This is a genomic window from Streptomyces spinoverrucosus (assembly GCF_006539505.1).
GTDB lineage: Bacteria > Actinomycetota > Actinomycetes > Streptomycetales > Streptomycetaceae > Streptomyces > Streptomyces spinoverrucosus.
The window spans coordinates 245,904-268,864 of record NZ_BJND01000017.1; the positions used below are offsets into that span (position 1 = coordinate 245,904).

A 22,961-nucleotide genomic window follows, 5' to 3' on the forward strand; every position below is an offset into this window, starting at 1 on the left:
GTGTCTTCGGTAGAGCGGCTGAAGGATTTGCTGGGGGTGCCTCCCCGGGGAAGTGAGAGCGGCGGTTTCGGTGCGATAGAGGCCGCGCTGGGTGTCGAGTTGCCGCAGGAGGTGAAAGGGGTATGTTCCCTCTACGGAGATGTGATGATCTCTGATTTCATCTTCGTCTTCGGGCCTGAGTGCATGGTCGAAAAGAGTCTATGGATGAGTGAATTTGTTCGGGAGGGTCATCCTGCGATCCCGAAAGCTGTGCTACCTGAAGCCGGTGGAATGCTTCATTGGGGACACTCTATCGAAGGGGACCAGTTCTTCCTTGAGGATCAAGGAAGCGGTAAATGGACTGTCTCTGCTTTTCGGCGAAACTGGGGAGACTGGTACGAGTCTGATGAGTCCCTCGCCGATTGGCTGGTGGGAGTGTTTGCGGGCCGGTTGGCTGTGGACTGGATGCCGGAATGGCCTACTTCGCATTGGTTTGAAGTCTGAGGCTGGCCGGTAAGGTGCGCGACGTTGGGCACGGTGGGGCTGGTGTCGGGTCTGGCCAGGCTGGGAGTGGTTTGGGTGTTGCGCTGATCAAGGCGTGCGGCCCGGGCAGACGCACGGAGTGGCGGCGGTAGCGCGCGAACGCTGACCTTCGACGACTTCGAGCGCAAGATCACCGACGGGCGCACGGCGTATACGTACGACTTCCTGGACCGGGTCCAGACCCGCGGCTCGACGAGCTTCACCTACGACCGGAGGCTCCAACAACCTCGCGGGCGACGGCACCGACACAACAACAGTGCGCCGGAAGGCACGTTGCTCTCCCTGTCCACGGGCACGCCCCGGAAACTGGCCGTCAGGAACCAGCACACCGCCCTCGTCGCCGGCCTCAACGCCGCCGTGAGACTGGCCTTCCACCTACCCGAAGGGACCTCGTTTGCTCCACCCCGCTGTTGCCCGCCTGTGCGAGTTGCTTCCACCCCCTATCTCCGGCGGGGACGCGGTGGTGTGGGAAGAGGTCGAGCGGACGGCGCGTCTGGTGTTGCCGGCCGACTACCGCGAGTTCGTGGAGTCGTACGGTGGCGGCGAAATCGACGAGTACCTGTCCGTCAGCACTCCGCCGGTTCCCGGCTCGGCGTACGGGGATCTTCTGGACAGAGTCGATCCTGCTCTCTCAGACCGGGACCGCGAAGAGTTGGGCGCCCTCTTGCCGGGTAGTGCACGGCCTTCACTGCTGCCTTTTGCGGACTCGGCGAGCAGCGATGTCGCGTTCTGGCTGCGCGATGGCGCTCCCGACGACTGGCGGGTGGCCGTCTTCAGGAGGCAGGCGCCGCACGGGATGAACCGCTGGACGGTGTTCGCGGGCGGTATGGCGTCGTTCTTGGTGGCGGTCATGACCGGCGAGGTGAGCCCTTTCAGCGAACGGCTCTCGGTCGGGGACCGGCATGAGTTCGTGAGCTGGCGTAACGTGTAATGACCGGGGCGGCTGGATGAATGAGTTCGATGTCTTCTTTTGAGTCGCTACTGGGCGGGCGGCAGCGACTTCGTCCAGCAGCGCCGCAATCATGGCGCGCTGTGGAAGAGTGGCTTGGGCGTGATCTGCCTGCGGACTACAAGGAATTCGTGAACGGCTACGGTGACGCCCTCTGGAGAAAACTAGGTACCGTCGCGCACAGCGGTATCCCTCAGCGGATCGGATCCATGCCATGAGTTCAGTTCCGCCTGGCGACCTGGCTCGCCTCTTGTCGGTCATGCCAACCGACCAGGGTGAGGACGAGCAGGTCGATTGGGGGGCACTCCGGTCAGCTTGGGGGTTCGGGTTCCCCTCGGACTATGTGGCGTTCATGTCGCACTATGGGGCTGGGGGCATCGATGATTCATTTTCAGTGCTGGTGCCCAACGCGCCGGACCTCGTTGGCCAAGGGGGCGTCGCGGGCGAGACACGTAACGCCAACGGCTTGTGGACTGCGGGTACTGCGCATGTCCTGGCCTGGGGAGTGACTGTTGCCGCGGACGTCATCTGCTGGAAAACGGAGCATGAGGATCCCGACCGGTGGCCCATCCTTGTCTGGCGGCGTCAGAAGTCCTCGCCGCGGTGGGTCGAATACGACCTGACCATGAGCGGATTCCTGTGTGGGTTGTTTTTCCAGGAGTTCGACGATTGCCCGCTGAGCGACTCGACTCTTTGGGGAAGCCGCTCTCCTCGGTTCATCAACAACAGGCAAGAACAGCGACTTTATGACGCCGGAATAGGTCCATGGACGGGAAGACCTGATCCCTATGCGGACCTTTCGTTTGACGACTGACAGGAGGATGGGCCCTCGATGTTTGACTGCAGGTCCGGGTGCCTAGTGCATGTTTCTCAATTTCGTGAGCTTTTGGGGCGGCCGTTTGTCAACGGTGATGTGGAACAGGACTGGGCGGTGGTCGAGGCGCGTTCCGGCGTGGCTTTCCCTGATGACTACAAGTGCTTTGTCACGGCATATGGACCCGGGTGTCTAAATGATCAGTTGTATCTGTTTCACCCCAGAGCGGTCGGCGGGGATGAAAGGCTTCGCCTCGAGTCGCTTTGGGAGCAGACTTCCTACGCCTACTCGGAGCTGTCCCGGAATGCTCCGGAGCTGTACACGTATTCTGTCCATCCAGAGCCTGGCGGATGTATTCCTGTTGCACGCTCGGTGTCAGGAAACCACGTCTTCCTGGCTCCGCCGGATGCTGGATACACGGATTGGTTCGTCATCGTTGAGATGGGGCAGTGGGTGTTGTTGCGGATGTCGTTCACGGATTTTTTGTGGAAGGCGCTCCGGGGGGAGCTGGAAGTGCCACTGCTCCAAGGCCCACCGACATTCGAGCCAGTAGGCACGGTCGAGCCGTGATTTCGGCAACTACGTTGAAAGGACGCTTGGTGGGGATGTTCTGGGCTCGCCGACGGAGTGTTGTCGGTGGTCGTGCGTCGCAGGTGGGGGCGGTGGGGCTGGTGTCGGGCCTGATTGTGCTGGGCTTGGCTGGGTGTTCCGCTGGTGAGAGGGCTGGTACTGGCCAGGAGACCGGGGTGGGGCAGTCGGTGATGCCGTCTGCTTCGGTGTCGGGGACGGGGAAGAGCGGCATGGCTTCGCCTTCCTCCTCGCCCAGTCCGTCCAAGTCGGCGGCGCGTGTGGCTGCGCCTACGCATACGCCTACGCCGTCGAAGGCTGCTTCCGTGGGGCGGGCGCCGGCTTCTTCGGTGGGGGACGGGGGTTCCGGGGGGTCGGGGGGCTCCGCTGGTGCGGTGGAGGGAGCCGGTGAGGGTGCCGATGTGCCGCAGAATCCGAACCGGGGGCCGAATCCCGTGCCTGCGCCGCCGCGGCCGTCGCCTACGCCGGAGTGGAGTTCGGCGGAGTGGGAGCCGGGGGATCCTGTGGAGATGACGGCTCCTGAGGTGGTGCCGTCTGATCAGGGGTGAGGTGTGCTGGGGGCTTTCTGGCGCAAGTCAGAGCTTGAACAGGGTTCCTCGCCAGGTCCAGCCTGCGGCGAGGGCTGTGTCCCGCAGGGGGTTCTGCATTTTCCAGACCCGGATTGCGGCCAGTGGCGGGTTTCCGTTGCATTCCGTCAGTGCCCGGAGTTCCTGGTGCTCGACGGAGGTGTCACCGAATTCCTGATGGAACTATTGGTGGCGCGGAGGCTCCCTCGGGGCTGGCCACCACGGGAGCCGCTGTGGCAGTCCATGCCGGAAAGCCCGGTGATATGAGCTTTCAAGCATTGGGGCTGGGTGTCGAGTCTGGCCACGAGTGGTTGGGTGGTGCGTCCGATGTGATTCGACAATGACGTCGATGGGACTCACAGGTGCTGGTCGGGTGATTTAAGTGGGCTCAAATCTGGATGAACTGCGGCGTATTCTGGGACCGTCTCCCTGGAGTGAAGGGCGAAGTTTCGCGGCCGTTGAGCGTGAGTGGGATATCACGGTCCCTTCCGATGTCAAGGATGTCGGTCTCCTGTACGGAGACTGTATGGTGAGCGACTTCTTGTTCATCTTCGGGCCGGCCTCCATGGTTCCGAAAGGTGACTGGATGAGCTCCTATGTGAGGGAAGGGAAGTCGTGCAAAATCCCGCGGCCTGTGATCCCCGACGCCGATGGGATGTTGCACTGGGGGCACTCGATCGATGGAGACAGGCTTTTCCTTGAAGATCGCGGAAGTGGATTTTGGACCGTCTCCGCATTTCGTAGGGACTGGGGTGACTGGTACGAATCTGACCTAGCTCTGGCTGACTGGCTCGTGGAAATTTTCGAAGGGAGGCTGGCTACAGACTGGATGCCTGAGTGGCCTGCCACTCACTCGCTTGAGACGCTTGATTGAACGCGCAGCGGTACCACCCGCCCGTCCTTAGAGGTCATCTCGTTGGGGCTGTCCCTCCGGTGAGTGGCAGCGCCTCACATCCCGCGGTCTGGGCCGTACCAGGGTTCGGGATGATGTTCGCCAGCAGACATAGGGAGATGCTGTAGTTTCACAGGGCCTGGATAGAAAGCCGAGCTGTTGGGGCCGGTCATGTCTTCGCCGATCAGGTAGCGATAGAGCCATTCGGTGAAGCTCATGCGGTGCTCTGCCCAGGTTTCGCCATAGTTGACCACGAGCCTCGTGGCATCGGCGGCTGCGTCAAGGAAGATCGTCTCTCCTCGGTCGGTGCACGCGATCGGCCATAGGCCGTTGCGGGTGCCGAAGCTCAGCTCCTCGAGTCCGAAGAGCCGGCGGGGGTCCTCGTCCGCGTCGAGGTCAAGCTCATCCCAGGGCACTTCTGACCACGCGTGGATGGTGTCCCCGATCCACTGGACCAGGTTCCAGCTCTCGGTCGCGGGGTGGGACAGGTACAGGTGGCCGTTGAGCTTGATCGGGGCGTATGCGTCGACGATCACCCGGTAGTCGGGCGGCAGCTGTATGCCGAGATCGGCGTGGAGGCGCTCCCATGCCGACGGCTGTGCATAGCGGTTCTGGGCCGGTCCAAGCATCGCCATGGTGGCAGCCAGGTAATCGGTCATGGGATACCTCGTTGGTATGGGGCGATGCTGAGCAACATGCCAGCGGCAGGGGGCATCGCCGAAGTGCGCTATGGATCATGCCAGCCTTCGATGCCCTTGCGAGCGGTGCGCGGGACGATGCGTCGGGTGCGGAGCCAACGGCGCAGGTGGTCGTGGTCGTAGCCCTTGTCGGCGTGGAGCTTGGCGGGCCGCCGACGGCGCGGTCCGCAGCGGGAGCGGATCGGCGGGACACCACGTACCAGGGGTTCCAGGGCCCTGACTGTCATGCGTGTTCGCTGCGGAGATGCCGATGGAGAGGGGCAGACCGGTCCGCTCGGTGATCAAATGGATCTTTGAGCCCTTCTTTCCGCGATCTATGGACGCCTGGTGCTGGCCGCCGACGTCACCTGCTGGCTGCGTCCCGACGCCCACACCTCACCGCAGCGGATCCTGTGCCACACCTGCGGACGTGGCAAGGACCAGCACATCCCCGTCCCCGGCCGGCCGACCAAGTCAGCGGTTCATCGCGCTGCGGGGGTTGTCGTAATCTTCGTGACTTCGTGATTTGTGGGGCAGGGGGAAGGGGAGTCATCGGTGATTCAGGTGGTTGTTGTGGATGACGAGCCGTTGGTCCGATCCGGTCTTCGGGCGATCCTCGGCTCCGCCACGGACATCGGCGTGGTGGCCGACTGTGGGGGAGCCGAGGCGGTCATGACAGTCGCGAGGCATCGCCCGGAGGTGGTGCTGCTCGACATCCGCATGCCCGATGTGGACGGCCTGACCGTGCTGACGGGCCTTGCCGCCATGACACCGCCCCCGGCGGTCGCGATGCTGACGACGTTCGATGCGGGGGAGTACGTCGACCGGGCACTGCGCGCGGGAGCGGCGGGCTTCCTGATGAAGAACGCATCCCCCGAGCAATTGCTGCATGCGGTACGGGTACTTGCCGGTGGGGGCAAGGTTCTTGCGCCCGAGGCCGCGGGCCCTGTCATCGGGGGCTATCTGGCCTCGGCACCGGCGGATGACGCGGCCCGACTGGTGTCGGCCCTGACCGAGCGGGAACGGCATGTGCTGGCTCTGGTGGGCCGGGGCATGTCCAACCGGGCCATCGCCGGGCGGCTGCACCTGGCCCATGGCACCGTCAAAGACCACGTCAGCGCGCTGCTGGCGAAGCTTGGCGGTATCAACCGGGTCCAGGCGGCTGTGATCGCCGAACGCGCCGGGATGATCCACCCGTCTTCCGGGGCACGGCGGTGACGGGTCCCGGGACTGCACCGACACCGCGGACCGCCCCGCATGCGGAGAAGGGGCCCGTCGCCGCCGTCGGACGGCCTCGGTCCGCCGCCCTCCCCGGTGCCGCTGCCGAGCGGCTGCGGCGCCTCGGTCCGGCAACCCTTCCGGTGTGCGTCGCCGCAGCGGACGGACTGGTCGTCAATGGCCCCCATGCCGGACCGGAGTTGTGGCTCGCGCTCGCCGCCGCGGCCGCTCTCGTGCTGCGCCAGCGCCTGCCCGAGGCGGCGCTGGCCATCGGACTCCCGGGTCTCTACCTCGGCCACCTCGCCTTCGCGCCGCTGATCGCTCTGTACTGCCTGGCCGCGAAGCGCCGTAGCGCACTCGTGGGAGGCGTCGGCGCAACCCTGGTCGCACTGGCGCAGTTTCTCCCCCACCCGCCCGGCGACGTGGCCCTGCTCGGCCTCGACCAGGAGACGCTGCTGACCGCGCTCGACTCCTGCGCGCTCGGCGCCGGAGCCTTCGTCCTCGGACGGTCCACCCGTCAGCGGCGTGACCGGCTGCGCGAGGTCGCCGAGAGCCGGGAACGCGAGCACCGGCTGCTGGCGGAGCGCACACTGGCCACCGAAAGGGCCCGGCTGGCACGGGAGATGCATGACGTCGTCGCCCACAAGGTCAGCCTCATCAGCCTGCAGGCGGGGGTGTTGCAGGTCACCGAGCCGGATGCGTCCGAGGTCCGGGAGACCGCGGACTTGATCCGCGAACTGTCGGTCAGCACGCTGACCGAACTCCAGCACCTTGTGGGGGTGCTGCGCGCAGGCGACGGCACGGTCGGCGAACTCGCCCCACAACCCCGCATTGCCGACCTGCACACGCTGGTCGACGGCAGTGCCCTGCCGGTCGGACTCCACCTCGGGGACCTCCCGGCCGACCTGCCCGAGGCCGTTGAACGCGCCGCCTATCGCACGGTCCAGGAGGCGCTCACCAACGTCCGCAAGCATGCTCCCGGAGCCGACGCCGACGTGCGCGTGTGGTTCGACGCCGGGACCTTGCACGTCGAGGTGCGCAACACGGCCGCCGACCGGACGACCGCTCCCCTCGGACTGCCCGATGGCGGGCACGGCCTGGTCGGTCTGCGGGAACGGGCCGAGCTGCTCAGCGGTTCGTTCAGCGCGGCCCCGCTGCCCGACGGAGGATTCCTGGTCCGCGCCGGGTTCCCCGTCCGGCCGCGCGGTGCCACGGAATGCGTACCCGTGGCCGTTCCGCCGGACGGGGAACCCGGCGGGGCCGCCACACGGCGCCCGCCCATCGAGGCCGAGGCCGAGGCGGAGGCCAGTGCCGGGCCATGGCCCGGGGACAGGGGCACGGCCGGAGTCCGGACGAAACCTAGGCGCGGGGCGCCTCCCGGCTGAGGAGTTCGGCGGGGAGGGCGGCCCGGGCGCCGATGACCTCGATGCCGAGCAGACGCCCCGACTTGTCGAAGTCGAGGGTCAGATCCGCCTCTCCACCCGGTGCCTCGACCGCGACCTGCCGGACGGCGGCCCCGTCCGCGATGTGTGCGACGAGGCAGACGTACGCGGTGTCGTTCTCCTGGTCGTACTCAATGTGCATGGCTTCGCTCCCCGGGAGTTCGAATCAGTTGCGGCCGACGGAGACGACGTTCCCGGCCTTGTTGATCACGACCCAGATCTTTCCGCTGGTGTACTTCCAGGTGCCGGCCGTCTTGCCCCTGGACTTCTTCCCATTCTTCACGGCGTTCGCGACCATCTGCTGGCTGATGCCCCGCTGCGCCATCCGCTGCGCCGCGTGCCGGGAGATGCTCTTCACACCGGTGGACAGCAGCAGGCGCCCGGCGACGATGGCCAGGGGGATGAACCACGCCGGGTCGGCCACCACCGGGAAGGCGGTGTTCGGCCCGGTGCGCACCGTCTGCACCAGAGCGCCGCCCTCGATCCGGTAGTCGGTGGGCACGGCCTCGCCGTTCGCGTCCTTCGCCCACGGCGCGTCGAAGGTCCCCAGGTACTCGTCGCCTCGGCTGACCAGGACGCTGCCGTCCTCCAACTGCTCGGTCACCGCGTCGGCGGGCAGGCCGAGCGGGAAGCGGTACTCGGTCGGGGCGTCAGCGTCCCTGAGCGTGATCAGGGTACGTACGCCGTCCCGGTTGGGCTGGACGGCGAGGTCGTAGCCGTCGGCCGCGCCGGCGTACACCACGGTGCCGCTGGCGCTGGCCGAAGCAGGGGCGTGGGCGGTGCCGGGCAGACCGAGCCGGACGACGTCGTCGCCGTAGGAGGACTCCACCGAACCGGCCGCGGTGGCGGGCGCGGTGATCCGCGCGGCGTGCAGGTCGGTGGGCACCTCGGCGCGGGTGGCTCCGTTACCCAGTGCGGTCCCCGCGACGAGGTCCGCGGTGCCGGTGACGCGTTCCACCACCTCGGCCGCCTGCGTGGCGCGGCCGACGGGCGCGGTGCGAGTGTCTGCTTGGGCGACCGCAGCGGTGAGGAGTACGGATGTGGCGGTACATCCCGCGATGAGTATCCGGGCCGTGACCCGGTGACGTCAGGGGAATCGGTTCATGGTGCGAGGCATGTGCGTCCTTGCTGACGGCCCGGAACGGGCCCGTGGTGAACAACAACGCCCGCAAGCCTCGCGATTGCCGTGCGCCACGGGTATCCGTCCGTCGGCGTGAAGTACCCCCGCCGACCAGCGGGTCAGGGGATGGGGGTGTTCTTGAGGGCGCGTATGAAGGTGGCGAAGGCTTCGGTCGGGAAGGTGAGGGTTGCCCTGGTCGGGGCCTTGGAGTCGCGGATGGCTGTGTGGGTGGGGGAGTTCGCGATTTCCACGCAGGCGTTGCCGTCGCCCTCGCCCGAGTAGGACGACTTCCGCCAGTTGTCGAGGGTGGTCATGGGGTGCCTCACAGCTCTTTCGCCAGCTCGTGGATGAAGTCACGCGATCGTTCGGGTTCGAGTGATACAGCTTCTACCCTACGGAAGCGCGTTCGATAGGCGATGAGCTGAGCTTCGGAATCGAGGAAGACCGAGCCATGGGGTGCGTCGCGTACCACTGTGTCCAGCCTGGGATGGGGGCCACCTACGTATGTCATCGTGCTTGAGGCTGTTGCGAAGTCATCCAGGTCGAAGGGGATGACGCGTAGGGTGATGTTGTCCGCGTCGGAGAGTTCCAGGACCTTGGTCAGCTGAGCTCGGGAGGCGGCACGGTCGCTGACCCTGATCCGTAGGGCCGACTCGTGGATCACCAACTCGTACGGGAGAGTGACCTGCTGTCGCCTCAGTCGGTGGCAAACGCGCAACTCAAGTTCCTCGTGGGTGAGTTCGGGGATTCTTGAAGAGAAGACCGCTCGGGCGTAATCCTCCGTCTGCAGCAGGCCCGGTACGTACAGGATCGCCACCTCGTGCAGGAAGGTGGCGTGGTATTCGAGTTCGGCGAGGTCCAGGAACGACGTCGGCAACAGACCCCGGTACTCCTCCCACCAACCGCGTGTCCGGTCGGTGGCCTTGGCAACCAAGGCGTCGATGAACTTCTCGTCCGTGCACGCGTAGTGGGACGCGAGGCGGCGGAGTCGCTCCTCGCTGACGCCCGTGAGTCCGGATTCGATGTGGCTGATCTGCACACGGCCCGTCCCGAGCAGTGCTGCCGCTTCGCGGGCGGTGAGTCCTGCTGCCTCACGGAGTTTGCGCAACTCGACACCCAGGCGCACCTGGCGTGCCGTTGGTTCACGCCTCAGGACCATCGATTGCTCCTCGGTTCAACCCGCCTGACGCTGTGGCTCGTTCGGCGTCAGGTTACGCGATCAGGTTGCTTGGGATGACAGGTTAGCCCTACCGTCAGTGATGCGACGCACACGCTGTGGAGCGCCGGGGTGCCGGAAGCGCACCGCTTCGTCCTGCCATGACGGACGCGGCAATGACACCGCCCCCCACGACGACCCCTCTCCCGCCGAACGGAGTTCACGCATGCCCGAAAACGAGTCCTGGGAGTACTCCATCTACATCCCGAACGACCTGCGTGCGGTCACCGTCAGCCGCCGCACGCTTCGGTTGATCCTCACCCTCCACGGCCTGATCCGGCTCGTCGACGTCGCCGAGCTGCTGGCGACCGAGCTGGTCTCCAACGCCGTACGTCACACCAAGGGGCCGGCCGCTCTGCGGGTGCGCTGGTCGGACGGTGTGCTGCGGATCGGGGCGTGGGACGCGGACCCTGAACCGCCCGAGCCCCCGCGGCCGTTCGACGAGGTCGGCGAGGTGGAGGACGGCCGGGGGCTGGCGCTCGTGCGGGCCTGCGCTGACGTGTGGGGGTGGCAGCCGCTGGCCAGGGACGGGCACCGGGGCAAGTTCGTGTGGTGCGAGCTGGCCGCGATGGCCGCGGCGTGAATCCGGAACTGCAAGAGGAGATCTCGGGGATGGCCACATCACTGGTGGCAGCCATCGCCATGGGGCTCCCACCCGAGAAGGCCATGGCCGAACTCCACAGAGGGTTCAAGCGGATCATCAAGCGGGAGGGCCTGTCTCCTGGGGACATCGCGTATCTGCGGGAAAGGTCTACGCCGTCAGCCTGGCGAACGGGAAGGCGAAGGGGACTGGAGCGTTCCCGCACGGTCGAGCGGGCAGAGGATCTGTGCGCCGACGGCCCGGACGTTCCACGGGTCTGTTGTCCAGCCGTTGGCGGTGGTGTGGCTGTCGGGGCCGCCCGCTTCTTTGCCAGTGTCGTGCTTCCACGGCCCGCCTCAAGGGCGCTTCGCGTCGCCTGACGGCGATCGGCCTTCGGCCGCCCCTTGACCCGGTCCGTTCCAGCACGGGTGAGAAGCGAGCGAGCGGCCCGGAAAGGCGGGTGCCCCAGGTCGGCCGACCATGCGGGTGGGCTGGGCAGCCGGCCGGGGTTGGGGCGCGTCTGCGCTTCGCATGCACGCCGGGTGGGCTTGGCGGCTTGCGGGCAGTTGGTAGCAGGGGTGGTCGCAGCAGCCGGTCCGGGCACGCCGGGGCGGCATAGCGGCGATCGGTTCAGGGGCGCCAGTGTCGTGCTTCCACGGCCCGCCTGGCCAAGAAGCGGGCGGCCCCGGCAGCCACCTGAAAACGCCGGGTAGCAAGGTCGGCCCCGAGGTGCCCAGCTCAGCCGCCGTGACCAAGCGGCATCGGTGCCGTAGCCCCGTAGAGTGCCCGCCATGAGCATCATCGGGGTCGGTATCGACGTGGCCGAGATCGATCGGTTCCAGGCGGCGTTGGAGCGTACGCCCGGGCTGGCCGATCGGTTGTTTTTGGAGAGTGAGTTGCTGTTGGCCAGTGGGGAGCGGCGTGGGATCGCCTCTCTTGCCGTGCGCTTCGCGGCCAAAGAGGCGCTCGCCAAGGCGCTCGGCGCTCCGGCCGGGCTGCACTGGACCGATGCCGAGGTCTACGTCGAGGGCAGCGGGCAGCCGCGGATCCGGGTGACCGGGACCGTGGCCGCCCGCGCGGCCGAGCTGGGGGTGCGGTCATGGCATGTGTCGCTCAGCCATGACGCCGGGGTGGCTTCGGCTGTCGTTATCGCCGAGGGGTGAAACCGCCCTCGGTGACAGCCCTCAGCAGATCGACTGGCTACTGTTGATCAGGCGGTTGTTGGGGAAGGACGTGTTCTCGCCGCAGGGGCTTTCCCGAATCGCCGAGTTGGTCACCGTCAGGTTCTGGATGGTGATGTCCCTGTTGTTCGGGAACTCCGAGCGGGCGGCCAGGCGGATCTCGCCGCCGCCCGTGACGCTGCCGCTCTGGGCCGCGAGGTTGACGTTGTAGCAGTTCTCGATCAGGACCGAGTTGTTGCCGGTGTTGGAGATCGTGACCCGGTCGATCGTCGCGCCGCCGCTCTCCGAGACGCAGAAGACGCCTCGGCCGCCGCCCCGCGCGATCACCTCGCCTACGCGGATGTTCGTGGGGTAGCCGCTGCCCACCCGGCCGTTGCGGTTGGCCATGCGGAAGGCGGCGTAGCCGGTGCCGGTGCCTGCGTTCTCCGCGTCGACCTTGGTGACGGTGGCGTTGATCGTTTGGTTCAGGAGCAGGCCCGACTCGCCTACATTGCGGGCCGTTACCGTGCCGATCGTTATGCCGTCCACGCCGTAGGTTTCGACCGCGTGGCTTGATGCGCCGGAGACGTACACGTTGTCTATGCGGACGTTGCGTGTCCACTGGGACGTGTCGCCGCGGTTGTCTATGCGGATGCCCAGGCCGCGCGACAGGCGCATGTCTATCTGGCCGAGGATCACGTTCTGTACGTTGCGCATGAAGACGCCGTACAGGGGCGTGCCGGTGACGTTGAGGTGCTGGACCTCCACGTCCCGGGTGCCTCGCGAGTAGATCGGGGCCTGGTCGCCGCTGCCGCTGCCGGTGACGTTGATCGTGCCGCAGACGTCGAGGGTCGTGTAGCTCGGGAGCGAGATGCGGGAACCGGCCGACATCGTGCCTGAGCCTCGTACTACTACTCGCTCCTTGGTGGTTCGGCCGGCTGTGAGGCTGTTGACCGCTGCCTGGACCGCGGAGCGGAGGTCCGTGCCGGTGTAGACCGTGGTGCTGCCTCGGCGGGCGGTCCAGGTGTTGCCGTTCAGGACCGCCTCGGCCTGGTACGAACCCTCGCCGCAAGCCGCCGCGGGGGCGGATGTGGCTGCCGTGGCCTTGGCCGGGGCCGTCAGGGCGCCTGCGGTGGTGAGGAGGGCGATGGCGGTGGTGGCTGCGGCGGTGGCCAATGCTGCGGGCCTTCGCCTGGAGCGTGCGGGGAGTGGGGGGAGTGCGGGGCGTGCGGCGACTGCGGGGCGTGCGGCTCTGCGTCCCATGGGGGGTGGGTCCTCCGCTCGAGTGGGTTGTGAAGCGATTCGGGTGTCGAAAGCGTTCGACTGAATCGATTCATCCTGTGGGGGTGGTGAGTTTGGCAATGGCGTGGCAAAGCGTCAATGGGTGCGACGGTGTCAGTGGTGTGCGGGAGACTCGGGCGTATGCGTACTGCGTACAACGTGGAGACGGTCCGGGCGGCCGAGCGGGAGTTGATGGCGCGGCTTCCGGAGGGGGCGTTGATGCAGCGGGCGGCGGCCGGGCTTGCCGCTGCCTGCGCGGAGTTGCTGGGGCGGGTGTACGGCAGCCGGGTGGTGCTGCTGGTCGGGAGTGGGGACAACGGGGGCGACGCGCTGTACGCCGGGGCGCGGTTGGCTCGGCGGGGGGCGGGGGTGACGGCTGTGCTGCTGTCGGCGGAGCGGGCTCATGGGGGTGGGCTTGCGGCGCTGCGGCGGGCGGGGGGTTCTGTGGTGGGGGTGGCTGGTGCTGAGGGGGTGATTGAGCGGGCTGATCTGGTTGTTGACGGGATTGTGGGGATCGGGGGGAAGGGCGGGCTGCGGGCCGAGGCCGTGCCGTTGGCGGAGGCGGCTGCTCGGGCGCGGGCGGCTGTGGTTGCCGTTGATCTGCCGAGTGGTGTTGATGCCGATACCGGGGAGGTGCGGGGGGCGGCTGTCCGGGCGGATCTGACCGTGACCTTCGGGACGCACAAGCCGGGGTTGCTGGTGGATCCTGCGCGGGAGTACGCCGGGTCGGTACGGCTTGTCGAGATTGGGCTGGAGTTGCCGGGTGGGGGCGCCGAGTTGGAGGCCCTGCAGCATGCGGATGTGGCTGCGCTGTTGCCGGTGCCGGCTCCTGAGAGTGACAAGTACCGGCGGGGGGTTGTGGGGATCGCTGCCGGGTCGGCTCGGTATCCGGGGGCTGCTGTGCTGGCCGTGGCCGGGGCGTTGCGGGGTGGGGCGGGGGCCGTGCGGTACGTGGGGCCTGCTGCGGATGCGGTGATCGCTCGGTTTCCCGAGACGTTGGTGTCGGATCAGGGGCCTCGGCGGGCGGGGCGTGTGCAGGCGTGGGTCGTGGGGCCGGGGGCCGGGGACGACGCGGGCACGGTGGGCGAGGTGTTGCGGGCCGATGTGCCGGTGTTGGTGGATGCGGACGGGTTGCGGTTGGCGGAGGTCGGGGCTGTGCGGGGGCGGAGTGCGCCGACGTTGATGACTCCGCATGCGGGGGAGGCGGCGGCGTTGTTGGGGGTGAGTCGGGAAGAGGTCGAGGGGGCTCGGCTCGCTGCTGTGCGGGAGTTGGCGGGGCGGTATGGGGCGACTGTTTTGTTGAAGGGGTCTACGACGTTGGTGGCCGAGGCGGGGGGTGGGGTGCCCGTGCGGGTGAATGCGACCGGGACGGGGTGGCTGGCAACGGCCGGGAGTGGGGACGTGTTGTCGGGGCTTACGGGGTCGTTGCTGGCGGCGGGGCTTTCGGCTCGGGATGCGGGGAGTGTGGGGGCGTATCTGCATGGGTTGGCCGGGAGGTTTGCGGCGGATGGGGCGCCGGTGGGGGCGCTGGATGTGGCGGGGGCGGTTCCGGGGGCTTGGCGGGATGTTGTGAGCGGGTAGTTGTGGGGACCGGTTGGGGTGTGGGTCTGGTTGGGGCGCGGGCTTGAGGGTTTCGCCCCCGCCGCCCCTACCCGTCCCGTCCCTGGGGGCTGCCGCCCCCAGACCCCCGCTTCGGCCTGGACGGCCTCGTCCTCAAGCGCCGGACGGGCTGATTGTGCGGACCGGTATCGGCGGGGCGCCCCGCTCCCACGGCGGTGCCGGACGGGCTAATTGCGTCGGCCGGTACTGCGCGGCATCCCCGGTTCACCTCCCCACCAGGTTTCTCTGATCGCATGATCATCCGACCTGCCGCCTCCCGATCAACCGCCCGCACCCTCGCCGTACTCCTCGCAGCCAGCGCCACCCTCCTCCCCACCGCCCCCGCCATCGCCGTACCGCCCGCACCCCCACCACCAGCACCGGCCGCCGAACGCAAACTGGTCCCCGGCATCGCCCCCACCCCCGAACGCGACCTGGTCCCCGGCATCGCCCCCGCCCCCGCTCAGCCCTGGCAGATCGACACGCCGGACCAAGTGCTCGCACCCACCCCCTACCAACCCACCCCCGAAGAAGACGCCGTCGAGCCCCGCGACGCCCCCGCCGAGGCCTACGCGCCCATCGAGTACGTGCCGTTGGGGGAAGCCGCCGCGCGCGTGGCGTGCAGTAAGCAGGCCGGGCCCTATCAGCGGCAGGTCGAGCGGTGGTTGAAGTTGAAGGTGGACGGGAAGCAGTCGGCGGCGGACTGCAGGGCCATTCGGGCGTTTCAGAAGAAGTATGGGATCAAGCCCGCGATCGGGTTCGCCGGGCCCGTGACCTGGGCGCACATGCAGCTCATCTCCGCCCGGAAGAATCCGAACGCGGCCAGGAAGTGCCCCGTCCGGACGTACAACGTCGCCTGCGTCGACCTCAGCCGGCAGCTGACCTGGGTGCAGAAGGGGAAGAAGGTCGTCTTCGGGCCCGTGCCAGTGCGCAGTGGGCGGGCCGGGTATCGGACCCGGACCGGCTGGCACAAGATCTACTGGCGGCACAAGAACCACGTGTCGACGCTGTACGGCACGGCCATGCCCTACTCCCAGTTCTTCAGCGGCGGGCAGGCCCTTCACGGCGTCTACGGGTCCATCTTCACCACGGTCGGGTCGCACGGATGCGTCAATCTGCGGGTGGGGGACGCGCGCAGGCTGTGGGGCGTACTGAAGAAGGGGGACCGGGTTTACGTGTGGGGGCGGAAGCCGGGGACGTAGGTCGCTCCCTGGGGCCGGCGGTGGGGCCGGTGTCGAAGGGATGTCCGACCCCTCTGAGACACTGGGCGCGATGAGTACCACTGCACCGCTGCCGAGCACCGCCCCGCTGCGCGCTCGCGCCGAGATCGATCTTGCCGCGTTGCGCGCCAATGTGCGGACGCTGCGTGCCCATGCGCCCGGCGCGGCCCTGATGGCCGTGGTGAAGTCCGAGGCGTACGGCCATGGGGCGCTGCCGTGCGCGCGTGCGGCCGTGGCGGCGGGGGCCGGCTGGCTGGGCACGGCCACGCCCGAGGAGGCCCTGGCGCTGCGGGGGGCCGCAGGGATTCCGGCGGATGTCCGGATCATGTGCTGGCTGTGGACGCCCGGCGGGCCCTGGCGCGAGGCCATCGAGGCCGATCTCGACGTCTCCGTGAGCGGTATGTGGGCCCTGCGCGAGGTCACCGAGGCCGCCCGGCGGGCGGGGCGGCCCGCGCGCGTGCAGCTCAAGGCCGACACGGGGCTCGGGCGCAACGGCTGCCAGCCCGGCGACGACTGGGCCGAACTCGTAGCGGAGGCGGCGCGGGCGGAGGGCGAGGGGCTCGTCCGGGTCACGGGGCTGTGGTCGCACTTCGCCTGCGCCGACGAGCCGGGGCATCCGTCCATCGCCCTCCAGCTGGGCCGCTTCCGGGAGATGGTGTCGTACGCCCAGGGGGAGGGCCTCAGCCCCGAGGTGCGGCACATCGCCAACTCGCCCGCCACCCTCACCCTTCCCGAGGCCCACTTCGATCTCGTACGGACGGGAATCGCGCTCTACGGGATCTCGCCCAGCCCCGAGATCGGCACCCCGGCCGACTTCGGGCTGCGGCCGGTGATGACGTTGTCGGCGTCGTTGGCGCTGGTCAAGCATGTGCCCGGTGGGCACGGGGTCAGTTACGGCCATCGGTACACCACCGCCGGGGAGACCACCCTCGGCCTCGTCCCGCTCGGTTACGCCGACGGCATCCCGCGGCACGCCTCGGGGACCGGGCCGGTGCTGATCGGCGGCAAGTGGCGGACCGTTGCCGGGCGGATCGCGATGGACCAGTTCGTCGTCGACCTGGGGGGAGACGAGCCGCCGCCGGGATCGGAGGCCGTGCTCTTCGGGCCCGGTGACCGGGGGGAGCCCACCGCCGAGGACTGGGCGCAGGCGGCGGGGACGATCGCGTACGAAATCGTGACTCGCATCGGAACGCGTGTTCCGCGCGTCTATGTCGATAGCGATGTCGATGCGGAGATCGGTGCGGAGATCGGTGCCGAGCAGGCCGTCGGCCGGGAGCACAGGTCGGCCGGGAACAGCCCCTCGGGGGATAGGTGAACGGGGAACAAGACGGGTAACCCGTCCCGGGGTTCGACCATCAGAGGCACCAGCACCACCTGACCCAGCGACTGAACCTGACCCACTGACCAACGACAACAATCCGGCGAAGAGGAGCGGTACGTGAGCGAGAGCAGTGCGGAGGGCGTCGTCAACGCCGCCGCGGCCGTCGCTTCCGCCACGGGGGTGGCCGGAAACTGGCGCAAGGTGACCGGTATCGCCGGCGCCGCCATAGGGGTGATCGCCGCGGGCGCGGCCGCCGGGGTCGCGATAGAGCGGATGACCGTCGGCCGGGGGATGCGGCAGAAGGCCCGGCTCGCCCTCGACTCGGCGGGGCCGTACGGCGCGCTGCGCGGCACGCCCGGGCGGGCGACCGCCGATGACGGCACGGAACTCTACTACGAGGTCGACGAGGTCGAGGCCGAGGCGGGCGTGTCACCGCGGCGGCGCCGGCTGTTCGGTCGCAAGGCGCCCGCCCCGGTCACCGTCGTCTTCAGCCACGGTTACTGCCTCAACCAGGACTCCTGGCACTTCCAGCGGTCGGCGCTGCGGGGTGTTGTACGGACCGTGCACTGGGACCAGCGCAGCCACGGCCGTTCCGAGCGCGGGGCGGCGCAGGTCCAGGACGGTGCGCCCGTCACCATCGACCAGCTCGGCCGGGATCTGAAGGCCGTGATCGACGCGGCCGTGCCCGAGGGGCCGATCGTGCTGGTCGGGCACTCCATGGGCGGCATGACGATGATGGCGCTGGCCGCGCAGTTTCCCGAGCTGATCCGGGAGCGGGTGGTCGCGGTGGCGCTCGTCGGTACGTCGTCGGGGAAGCTCGGCGAGGTCAACTTCGGGCTGCCCGTCGCGGGCGTCAACGCCGTGCGGCGGGTGCTGCCCGGGGTGCTGCGGGCGCTGGGGCAGCAGGCGGAGCTGGTGGAGAAGGGGCGGCGGGCGGTCGCCGATCTGTTCGCCGGGATCATCAAGCGGTACTCGTTCGCCTCCCGGGACATCGACCCGGCCGTGGCGCGGTTCGCCGAGCGGATGATCGAGGGCACGCCGATCGACGTGGTAGCCGAGTTCTATCCGGCGTTCACCGACCACGACAAGACCGAGGCGCTGGCCCACTTCGCGGATCTGCCGGTGCTGGTGCTGGCCGGACTGAAGGACCTCGTCACGCCGAGCGAGCACAGTGAGGCCATCGCCGATCTGCTGCCGGACGCGGAACTGGTCCTCGTACCGGACGCGGGGCATCTGGTGATGCTGGAGCACCCGGAAGTGGTCACCGACCGGCTCGCCGACCTCCTCACCCGCGCGGGTGCGGTGCCGGCAGGGGCTACCGTGGGTGGCTATGGAAGCACCAGCGGCACCGCACAACCCGGCTGAGACCGAGCTGATCGTCCATTCGCCCGAGCAGATGCGTGACCTCGGGCGCCGGCTCGCCAAACTGCTGCGCGCCGGTGACCTGGTCATGCTCAGCGGGGAGCTCGGCGCGGGCAAGACAACGCTTACCCGGGGGCTCGGCGAGGGGCTCGGGGTGCGCGGGGCGGTCACCTCGCCGACGTTCGTGATCGCGCGCGTGCATCCGTCCCTCGGGGACGGGCCGCCGCTCCTCCATGTCGACGCGTACCGCCTGGGCGGCGGGCTGGACGAGATGGAGGACCTCGACCTCGATGTCTCGCTGCCCGAGTCGGTGGTCGTGGTGGAGTGGGGCGAGGGCAGGCTCGAGGAGCTGACCGAGGACCGGCTGCACGTCACGATCCACCGGGCGGTGGGGGACACGACGGACGAGGTACGGCACGTGACGCTCACCGGCGTCGGCGAGCGGTGGACGGCGGTGGATCTGGGTTCGCTGTCGGCGTGAGGCACGGGCCGGGGCGCCCGGATTTTCCGACGAGACGTCGGCAACATATTGCGTCCGAGGTCTCGGGCGTGGTCACATGGTATCCAGCCGGTAGTTAGGTGTACCTAAGTTGCGCCCGACCACCTCCGCCCCCGGCCCTCAGGAGGCGTCCATGTCGACCACGGACCGCACGCCGCAGCCGCGGCCCAGCGCGCCCGCCGGGGTGTCCATGCGCGATCTGCTGGCGTCCTGCGCCGCCGCGCAGGCGATCTCCACGCCGCCGCGCGCACCCGAGCCTCCGGCTCCCGAACAGCCGGTGGACCACCGCGAGGCCGCGTAGCGCGGCTACGGGGTGAGGTTGCCGGCATGGGCTGCCGGATGAGGCCGTAAGCACGGGCTGCTGCCGATGAGGCCCCGAGCGTCGGCTACCGGATGAGGTCGCTGGCATGGGCTGCCAGAGAGGCGCAAGCGCCGGCCCCCCCAAGAGCCGCTCGCGCGGCCTGCCGGATGAGGCGCGAGCGTCGGCTACCGGATGAGGTCGCTGGCATGGGCTACCGGATGAGGCGCAAGCGCCGGGCCCCCCGATGAGCCGCTCGGGCGGCCTGCCGGATGAGGCGCAAGCACCGGCCCCCGATGAGCCGCTCGGACGGTCTACCAGATGAGGCTGCAAGCCCCGGCCCCCCATGAGGCCGCAAACACGAGTCACCCGAGGAGGTCGCTCGCACGGCCTACCGAATGACGACGACCTTCTGCCCGATCGTCGCGAACTGCCACATCGCGTCCCCGTCCTTCCGCGTCTCCCGGATGCCCCCCGTCCGCACCGCCGGGTCGGGTGGCGGCGCCGAGCCGTCCACCGCCGCGCTGAAGCCGATGACCACGCCGTCGACGCTGGTGAAGCGGACGACATGCTCGACGGGCGTGCCGTCGGAGCCGGTGGTCGCGCCCGTGCGGGACGTCACCGCGTAGGTGCCCGGCGCCGGGTCGACCGGGCTGGGCATGACCTTGAAGGTGCGCTGGACCCTGTTGCGCGGGCCGACCAGCCACACCCGGTCGTCGTCGAGCGAGTACACGACCCGTTCGCCGGTGCCGGAGTCGCCGGGCAGGGCGGTGGGGTGCCGTCTGTCGCGGGGGGCCTTGGACGCGGTCGCCGCGGGTGAGCCGCCCAGGCCGCGCGGCGACGCGCTCAGCTCGGCCGGTACGGTCGCCGCCGCTTGGTAGGCGAGGAACCCGACCGCCGTGAGGGCGGCCGCCGTCAGCCCGGTCACGATTCCGGCGCTGGTGCTGGCCACGGCGCCCTCCTCTGCGTCGTATGTCTCGTATGTCCTGGCATGTGATTACTGTAGGTGACGGTAGCAGTACGCGTGGCGTGGATCCGGACGGCTGTGCCCGCCATCGGGCGCCGTGTCGGAGCGTCCGTGGCCCGCGGGCGCCACGGCGTCCGCCACCGGGCACCAGGAGCCGTACGCTGTTTGCGTGCTCTTGCTCGCTCTGGATACCGCCACCCCCGCCGTGACCGTCGCCCTGCACGACGGAACGGACGTCATCGCCTCGTCCAGCCAGCTGGACGCCCGCCGGCACGGTGAGCTGCTGCTTCCGGCCGTCGACCGCGTCCTGACGGACGCCGGGCTGAAACTGGACGCCGTCACCGGCATCGTCGTAGGGATCGGCCCGGGGCCGTACACCGGGCTGCGCGTCGGGCTGATGACCGCCGACACCTTCGGGCTCGCGCTCGGTGTGCCCGTGCACGGTGTGTGCACCCTGGACGGCCTCGCCTACGCGTCCGACATGGAGGGCCCCTTTGTCGTGGCGACCGACGCCCGGCGCAAGGAGGTCTACTGGGCGCGGTACGCCGACTCGCGCACCCGCGTCACCGACCCGGCCGTCGACCGGCCCGCCGACATCGCCGAGCAGGTCAAGGACCTGCCCGCGATCGGCGCGGGCGCGCTGCTGTACCCGGACGCCTTCCCGGTCGCGCACGAGCCGGAGCATGTGTCCGCCGCCGCACTCGCCCGGCTGGCCGTCGAGCGGCTGGAAAAGGGCGAGGAGCTGCCGCCCGCCCGGCCGCTGTATCTGCGCCGACCGGACGCCCAGGTGCCCAAGAACTACAAGGTGGTCACCCCGAAGTGACCGAGTCCGTGACGCCCGTGCTGCGCGAGATGCGCTGGTGGGACATCGATCCCGTACTGGAGCTGGAGCGGGATCTGTTCCCCGACGACGCCTGGTCGCGGGGCATGTTCTGGTCCGAGCTCGCCCACTCGCGCGGACCCGGGGCGACCCGGCGGTACGTCGTCGCTCAGGACGGCGACCGGATCGCCGGGTACGCCGGGCTCGCCTCCGCCGGGGACATCGCCGACGTCCAGACGATGGCCGTCGCCCGCGACTACTGGGGCACCGGCCTCGGCGGGCGGCTGCTGACCGAACTGCTGCGGGCGGCGACCGCGTTCGAGTGCACCGAGGTGATGCTCGAATGCCGGGTCGACAACGTCCGCGCGCAGAAGCTCTACGAGCGCTTCGGCTTCGAGGCCATCGGTTTCCGGCGCGGCTACTACCAGCCCGGCAACGTGGACGCCCTGGTGATGCGCCTGACCGACCCAGCAACCTCTGTACAAGGAACCGAGATCCAAAATGGCTGACGAACCCCTGGTCCTGGGGATCGAGACCTCCTGCGACGAGACCGGCGTCGGCGTCGTCCGCGGCACCACCCTGCTGGCGGACGCCGTCGCCTCCAGCGTCGACGAGCACGCCCGCTTCGGCGGTGTGGTGCCCGAGGTCGCATCCCGCGCGCACCTCGAGGCGATGATCCCGACCATCGACCGGGCGTTGGAGGAGGCCGGGGTCAGCGCGAGGGACCTCGACGGCATCGCGGTGACGGCCGGTCCGGGGCTGGCGGGCGCGCTGCTGGTCGGCGTATCGGCGGCGAAGGCGTATGCGTACGCACTCGGCAAGCCCCTCTACGGCGTCAATCACCTCGCCTCCCACATCTGCGTCGACCAGCTGGAGCACGGGGCGCTGCCCGAGCCGACGATGGCGCTGCTGGTGTCCGGCGGCCACTCGTCGCTGCTGCTGTCCTCCGACATCACCTCGGACGTACGGCCGATGGGCGCGACCATCGACGACGCGGCCGGTGAGGCCTTCGACAAGATCGCCCGGGTGCTGAACCTGGGCTTCCCCGGCGGTCCGGTCATCGACCGGTACGCGCGCGAGGGCGACCCCGAGGCGATCGCGTTCCCGCGCGGCCTGACCGGGCCGCGCGACCCGGCGTACGACTTCTCCTTCTCCGGTCTGAAGACGGCCGTGGCCCGCTGGATCGAGGCGAAGCGGGCGGCCGGGGAGGAGGTGCCGGTGCGGGATGTGGCGGCGTCCTTCCAGGAGGCGGTCGTGGACGTCCTCACTCGGAAGGCCGTACGGGCCTGTCGCGACGAGGGCGTCGACCACCTGATGATCGGCGGCGGCGTCGCCGCCAACTCCCGGCTGCGCGCCCTCGCCCAAGAGCGCTGCGAGGCGGCCGGCATCCGGCTGCGGGTGCCCCGGCCCAAGCTGTGCACCGACAACGGCGCGATGGTCGCGGCGCTGGGCGCGGAGATGGTGGCGCGGGGGCGCGCGGCGTCGAGCTGGGACCTGTCGGCGGACTCGTCGCTCCCGGTGACGGACCCGCACGTGCCCGGACACTCCCACGACCATGTGCACGAGGTCAGCAAGGGGAACCTGTACTCATGACGGTCGCGCTGATGTGGGAGGCGCGGGCGGTGCCGGGGCGGGGGGAGGAACTGCTGGCGTGGGCACGCGAGCAGCGGCTGGAGCCCGGCCCGCTGCGCCGGGAGACCTTCCGCGCGCCGCAGGATCGGGTGCTGGTCATCACGTGGTGGGATGCGGAGTATGACGCCGAAGTGCCCGAATTGCCGGAGCCGGACGATGAGTTGGTGACTCGGGCCGTGCATCGGTGGCGTTTCGAGTCGGTCGGGGCCGCATAGCCG

Annotated in this window: 26 protein-coding genes and 1 pseudogene; 19 read left to right on the forward strand and 8 right to left on the reverse strand. The window is 69.1% G+C overall.

Annotated features, from left to right (window positions below):
* From SSP24_RS12915 to SSP24_RS12935, 5 genes are all read left to right on the forward strand, one after another.
* Window positions 1–483 carry an SMI1/KNR4 family protein gene (locus SSP24_RS12915; protein WP_141309643.1) on the forward strand — a complete coding sequence of 161 codons (483 nt, stop codon included), beginning with the start codon at window positions 1–3 and terminating at the stop codon, window positions 481–483.
* Window positions 484–982: 499 nt separating this feature from the next.
* Window positions 983–1,453, forward strand: a complete 471-nt coding sequence (locus SSP24_RS12920) for an SMI1/KNR4 family protein (protein ID WP_244951792.1) — start codon at window positions 983–985, stop codon at window positions 1,451–1,453.
* Between the two features lie 361 nt (window positions 1,454–1,814).
* Window positions 1,815–2,285 carry a hypothetical protein gene (locus tag SSP24_RS12925; protein ID WP_176605069.1) on the forward strand — a complete coding sequence of 157 codons (471 nt, stop codon included), beginning with the start codon at window positions 1,815–1,817 and terminating at the stop codon, window positions 2,283–2,285.
* Between the two features lie 45 nt (window positions 2,286–2,330).
* Window positions 2,331–2,855 (forward strand): SMI1/KNR4 family protein, encoded by a 525-nt coding sequence (locus tag SSP24_RS12930; RefSeq protein ID WP_141309646.1) that lies wholly within the window; start codon window positions 2,331–2,333, stop codon window positions 2,853–2,855.
* A gap of 1,110 nt (window positions 2,856–3,965) precedes the next feature.
* Window positions 3,966–4,313 carry a hypothetical protein gene (locus SSP24_RS12935; RefSeq protein ID WP_141309647.1) on the forward strand — a complete coding sequence of 116 codons (348 nt, stop codon included), beginning with the start codon at window positions 3,966–3,968 and terminating at the stop codon, window positions 4,311–4,313.
* A 74-nt stretch (window positions 4,314–4,387) separates the two neighbouring features.
* Here the strand turns inward: SSP24_RS12935 and SSP24_RS12940 are convergent, their stop codons facing one another.
* Window positions 4,388–4,990, reverse strand: coding sequence for an SMI1/KNR4 family protein (locus tag SSP24_RS12940; protein ID WP_141309648.1), 603 nt, complete (start codon window positions 4,988–4,990; stop codon window positions 4,388–4,390).
* Between the two features lie 86 nt (window positions 4,991–5,076).
* Window positions 5,077–5,344: pseudogene (locus SSP24_RS12945) on the reverse strand (transposase); the annotation flags it as partial.
* A 219-nt stretch (window positions 5,345–5,563) separates the two neighbouring features.
* Between SSP24_RS12945 and SSP24_RS12950 the strand changes: the two are divergent.
* Both SSP24_RS12950 and SSP24_RS12955 read left to right on the forward strand, forming a co-directional pair.
* Window positions 5,564–6,226, forward strand: coding sequence for a response regulator (locus tag SSP24_RS12950; protein ID WP_141309649.1), 663 nt, complete (start codon window positions 5,564–5,566; stop codon window positions 6,224–6,226).
* A gap of 143 nt (window positions 6,227–6,369) precedes the next feature.
* Window positions 6,370–7,611 carry a sensor histidine kinase gene (locus tag SSP24_RS12955; protein WP_229864983.1) on the forward strand — a complete coding sequence of 414 codons (1,242 nt, stop codon included), beginning with the start codon at window positions 6,370–6,372 and terminating at the stop codon, window positions 7,609–7,611.
* Here the strand turns inward: SSP24_RS12955 and SSP24_RS12960 are convergent.
* The 4 genes from SSP24_RS12960 to SSP24_RS12975 all read right to left on the reverse strand — a co-directional run bounded on the left by SSP24_RS12960 (window position 7,586) and on the right by SSP24_RS12975 (window position 9,947).
* A complete protein-coding gene (locus tag SSP24_RS12960) occupies window positions 7,586–7,810 on the reverse strand; it encodes a DUF2283 domain-containing protein (protein WP_141309651.1) in 225 nt (74 codons plus the stop codon). The two genes, SSP24_RS12955 and SSP24_RS12960, sit on opposite strands and share 26 nt — an antisense overlap.
* Window positions 7,811–7,834: 24 nt before the next feature.
* Window positions 7,835–8,629 (reverse strand): DUF4258 domain-containing protein, encoded by a 795-nt coding sequence (locus tag SSP24_RS12965; protein WP_189986250.1) that lies wholly within the window; start codon window positions 8,627–8,629, stop codon window positions 7,835–7,837.
* Between the two features lie 278 nt (window positions 8,630–8,907).
* Window positions 8,908–9,102 (reverse strand): DUF397 domain-containing protein, encoded by a 195-nt coding sequence (locus tag SSP24_RS12970; protein WP_141309653.1) that lies wholly within the window; start codon window positions 9,100–9,102, stop codon window positions 8,908–8,910.
* 8 nt (window positions 9,103–9,110) lie between these two features.
* Entirely contained in the window at window positions 9,111–9,947 is an 837-nt protein-coding gene (locus SSP24_RS12975; protein WP_141309654.1) for a helix-turn-helix domain-containing protein, read from the reverse strand.
* A gap of 223 nt (window positions 9,948–10,170) precedes the next feature.
* On the opposite strand from SSP24_RS12975, the gene SSP24_RS12980 reads away from it, so the two are divergent.
* Complete coding sequence (locus SSP24_RS12980; protein WP_141309655.1) at window positions 10,171–10,587, forward strand: ATP-binding protein; 417 nt, start codon at window positions 10,171–10,173, stop codon at window positions 10,585–10,587.
* A gap of 788 nt (window positions 10,588–11,375) precedes the next feature.
* Complete coding sequence (locus tag SSP24_RS12985) at window positions 11,376–11,747, forward strand: holo-ACP synthase (RefSeq protein ID WP_141309656.1); 372 nt, start codon at window positions 11,376–11,378, stop codon at window positions 11,745–11,747.
* Between the two features lie 21 nt (window positions 11,748–11,768).
* Here SSP24_RS12985 and SSP24_RS12990 read toward each other — a convergent pair whose 3' ends face one another.
* Entirely contained in the window at window positions 11,769–13,007 is a 1,239-nt protein-coding gene (locus SSP24_RS12990; protein ID WP_373306680.1) for a hypothetical protein, read from the reverse strand.
* A 159-nt stretch (window positions 13,008–13,166) separates the two neighbouring features.
* On the opposite strand from SSP24_RS12990, the gene SSP24_RS12995 reads away from it, so the two are divergent.
* From SSP24_RS12995 to SSP24_RS42810, 6 genes are all read left to right on the forward strand, one after another.
* Window positions 13,167–14,606 carry an NAD(P)H-hydrate dehydratase gene (locus tag SSP24_RS12995; RefSeq protein ID WP_141309658.1) on the forward strand — a complete coding sequence of 480 codons (1,440 nt, stop codon included), beginning with the start codon at window positions 13,167–13,169 and terminating at the stop codon, window positions 14,604–14,606.
* Between the two features lie 272 nt (window positions 14,607–14,878).
* Window positions 14,879–15,826: a L,D-transpeptidase family protein gene (locus SSP24_RS13005; protein ID WP_141309660.1), complete on the forward strand. Its 948-nt coding sequence runs from the start codon at window positions 14,879–14,881 to the stop codon at window positions 15,824–15,826.
* A 70-nt stretch (window positions 15,827–15,896) separates the two neighbouring features.
* Entirely contained in the window at window positions 15,897–17,159 is a 1,263-nt protein-coding gene (alr, locus tag SSP24_RS13010; RefSeq protein ID WP_141309661.1) for an alanine racemase, read from the forward strand.
* Window positions 17,160–17,282: 123 nt separating this feature from the next.
* Window positions 17,283–18,530 carry an alpha/beta fold hydrolase gene (locus SSP24_RS13015; RefSeq protein ID WP_141309662.1) on the forward strand — a complete coding sequence of 416 codons (1,248 nt, stop codon included), beginning with the start codon at window positions 17,283–17,285 and terminating at the stop codon, window positions 18,528–18,530.
* On the forward strand, window positions 18,496–19,008 hold the full coding sequence (gene tsaE, locus SSP24_RS13020) for a tRNA (adenosine(37)-N6)-threonylcarbamoyltransferase complex ATPase subunit type 1 TsaE (protein ID WP_141309663.1): 513 nt from the start codon (window positions 18,496–18,498) through the stop codon (window positions 19,006–19,008). Before SSP24_RS13015 ends, tsaE begins: the two co-directional genes overlap by 35 nt.
* 151 nt (window positions 19,009–19,159) lie before the next feature.
* On the forward strand, window positions 19,160–19,327 hold the full coding sequence (locus tag SSP24_RS42810) for a hypothetical protein (protein WP_167529574.1): 168 nt from the start codon (window positions 19,160–19,162) through the stop codon (window positions 19,325–19,327).
* A gap of 388 nt (window positions 19,328–19,715) precedes the next feature.
* On the opposite strand, the gene SSP24_RS13025 is transcribed toward SSP24_RS42810, so the two are convergent.
* A complete protein-coding gene (locus tag SSP24_RS13025) occupies window positions 19,716–20,276 on the reverse strand; it encodes a hypothetical protein (protein WP_141309664.1) in 561 nt (186 codons plus the stop codon).
* Between the two features lie 184 nt (window positions 20,277–20,460).
* Between SSP24_RS13025 and tsaB the strand changes: the two genes are divergently transcribed.
* From tsaB to SSP24_RS13045, 4 genes are read left to right on the forward strand one after another with little or no spacing between them, the layout of a single operon-like run.
* Entirely contained in the window at window positions 20,461–21,114 is a 654-nt protein-coding gene (tsaB, locus tag SSP24_RS13030) for a tRNA (adenosine(37)-N6)-threonylcarbamoyltransferase complex dimerization subunit type 1 TsaB (RefSeq protein WP_141309665.1), read from the forward strand.
* The gene (gene rimI, locus SSP24_RS13035; RefSeq protein WP_189986251.1) at window positions 21,111–21,620 is read left to right on the forward strand and encodes a ribosomal protein S18-alanine N-acetyltransferase; all 510 of its coding nucleotides are present in this window, start codon (window positions 21,111–21,113) and stop codon (window positions 21,618–21,620) included. The genes tsaB and rimI overlap by 4 nt, the downstream gene beginning before the upstream one ends.
* Window positions 21,613–22,704 (forward strand): tRNA (adenosine(37)-N6)-threonylcarbamoyltransferase complex transferase subunit TsaD, encoded by a 1,092-nt coding sequence (tsaD, locus tag SSP24_RS13040; RefSeq protein ID WP_141309666.1) that lies wholly within the window; start codon window positions 21,613–21,615, stop codon window positions 22,702–22,704. The genes rimI and tsaD overlap by 8 nt, the downstream gene beginning before the upstream one ends.
* Window positions 22,701–22,958 (forward strand): hypothetical protein, encoded by a 258-nt coding sequence (locus SSP24_RS13045; RefSeq protein ID WP_141309667.1) that lies wholly within the window; start codon window positions 22,701–22,703, stop codon window positions 22,956–22,958. The genes tsaD and SSP24_RS13045 overlap by 4 nt, the downstream gene beginning before the upstream one ends.
* Window positions 22,959–22,961 lie beyond the last annotated feature (3 nt).

Excerpts from the sequence above, each read along its gene's own strand:
- SSP24_RS12935 (WP_141309647.1), top strand. The coding sequence starts at position 3,966 with ATGGTGAGCGACTTCTTGTTCATCTTCGGGCCGGCCTCCATGGTTCCG.
- SSP24_RS12940 (WP_141309648.1), bottom strand. The coding sequence starts at position 4,990 with ATGACCGATTACCTGGCTGCCACCATGGCGATGCTTGGACCGGCCCAG.
- SSP24_RS12960 (WP_141309651.1), bottom strand. The coding sequence starts at position 7,810 with ATGCACATTGAGTACGACCAGGAGAACGACACCGCGTACGTCTGCCTC.
- SSP24_RS12970 (WP_141309653.1), bottom strand. The coding sequence starts at position 9,102 with ATGACCACCCTCGACAACTGGCGGAAGTCGTCCTACTCGGGCGAGGGC.
- SSP24_RS12975 (WP_141309654.1), bottom strand. The coding sequence starts at position 9,947 with ATGGTCCTGAGGCGTGAACCAACGGCACGCCAGGTGCGCCTGGGTGTC.
- SSP24_RS12980 (WP_141309655.1), top strand. The coding sequence starts at position 10,171 with ATGCCCGAAAACGAGTCCTGGGAGTACTCCATCTACATCCCGAACGAC.
- SSP24_RS12985 (WP_141309656.1), top strand. The coding sequence starts at position 11,376 with ATGAGCATCATCGGGGTCGGTATCGACGTGGCCGAGATCGATCGGTTC.
- SSP24_RS12990 (WP_373306680.1), bottom strand. The coding sequence starts at position 13,007 with ATGGGACGCAGAGCCGCACGCCCCGCAGTCGCCGCACGCCCCGCACTC.
- SSP24_RS12995 (WP_141309658.1), top strand. The coding sequence starts at position 13,167 with ATGCGTACTGCGTACAACGTGGAGACGGTCCGGGCGGCCGAGCGGGAG.
- SSP24_RS13005 (WP_141309660.1), top strand. The coding sequence starts at position 14,879 with ATGATCATCCGACCTGCCGCCTCCCGATCAACCGCCCGCACCCTCGCC.
- alr (WP_141309661.1), top strand. The coding sequence starts at position 15,897 with ATGAGTACCACTGCACCGCTGCCGAGCACCGCCCCGCTGCGCGCTCGC.
- tsaE (WP_141309663.1), top strand. The coding sequence starts at position 18,496 with ATGGAAGCACCAGCGGCACCGCACAACCCGGCTGAGACCGAGCTGATC.
- SSP24_RS42810 (WP_167529574.1), top strand. The coding sequence starts at position 19,160 with ATGTCGACCACGGACCGCACGCCGCAGCCGCGGCCCAGCGCGCCCGCC.
- tsaD (WP_141309666.1), top strand. The coding sequence starts at position 21,613 with ATGGCTGACGAACCCCTGGTCCTGGGGATCGAGACCTCCTGCGACGAG.
- SSP24_RS13045 (WP_141309667.1), top strand. The coding sequence starts at position 22,701 with ATGACGGTCGCGCTGATGTGGGAGGCGCGGGCGGTGCCGGGGCGGGGG.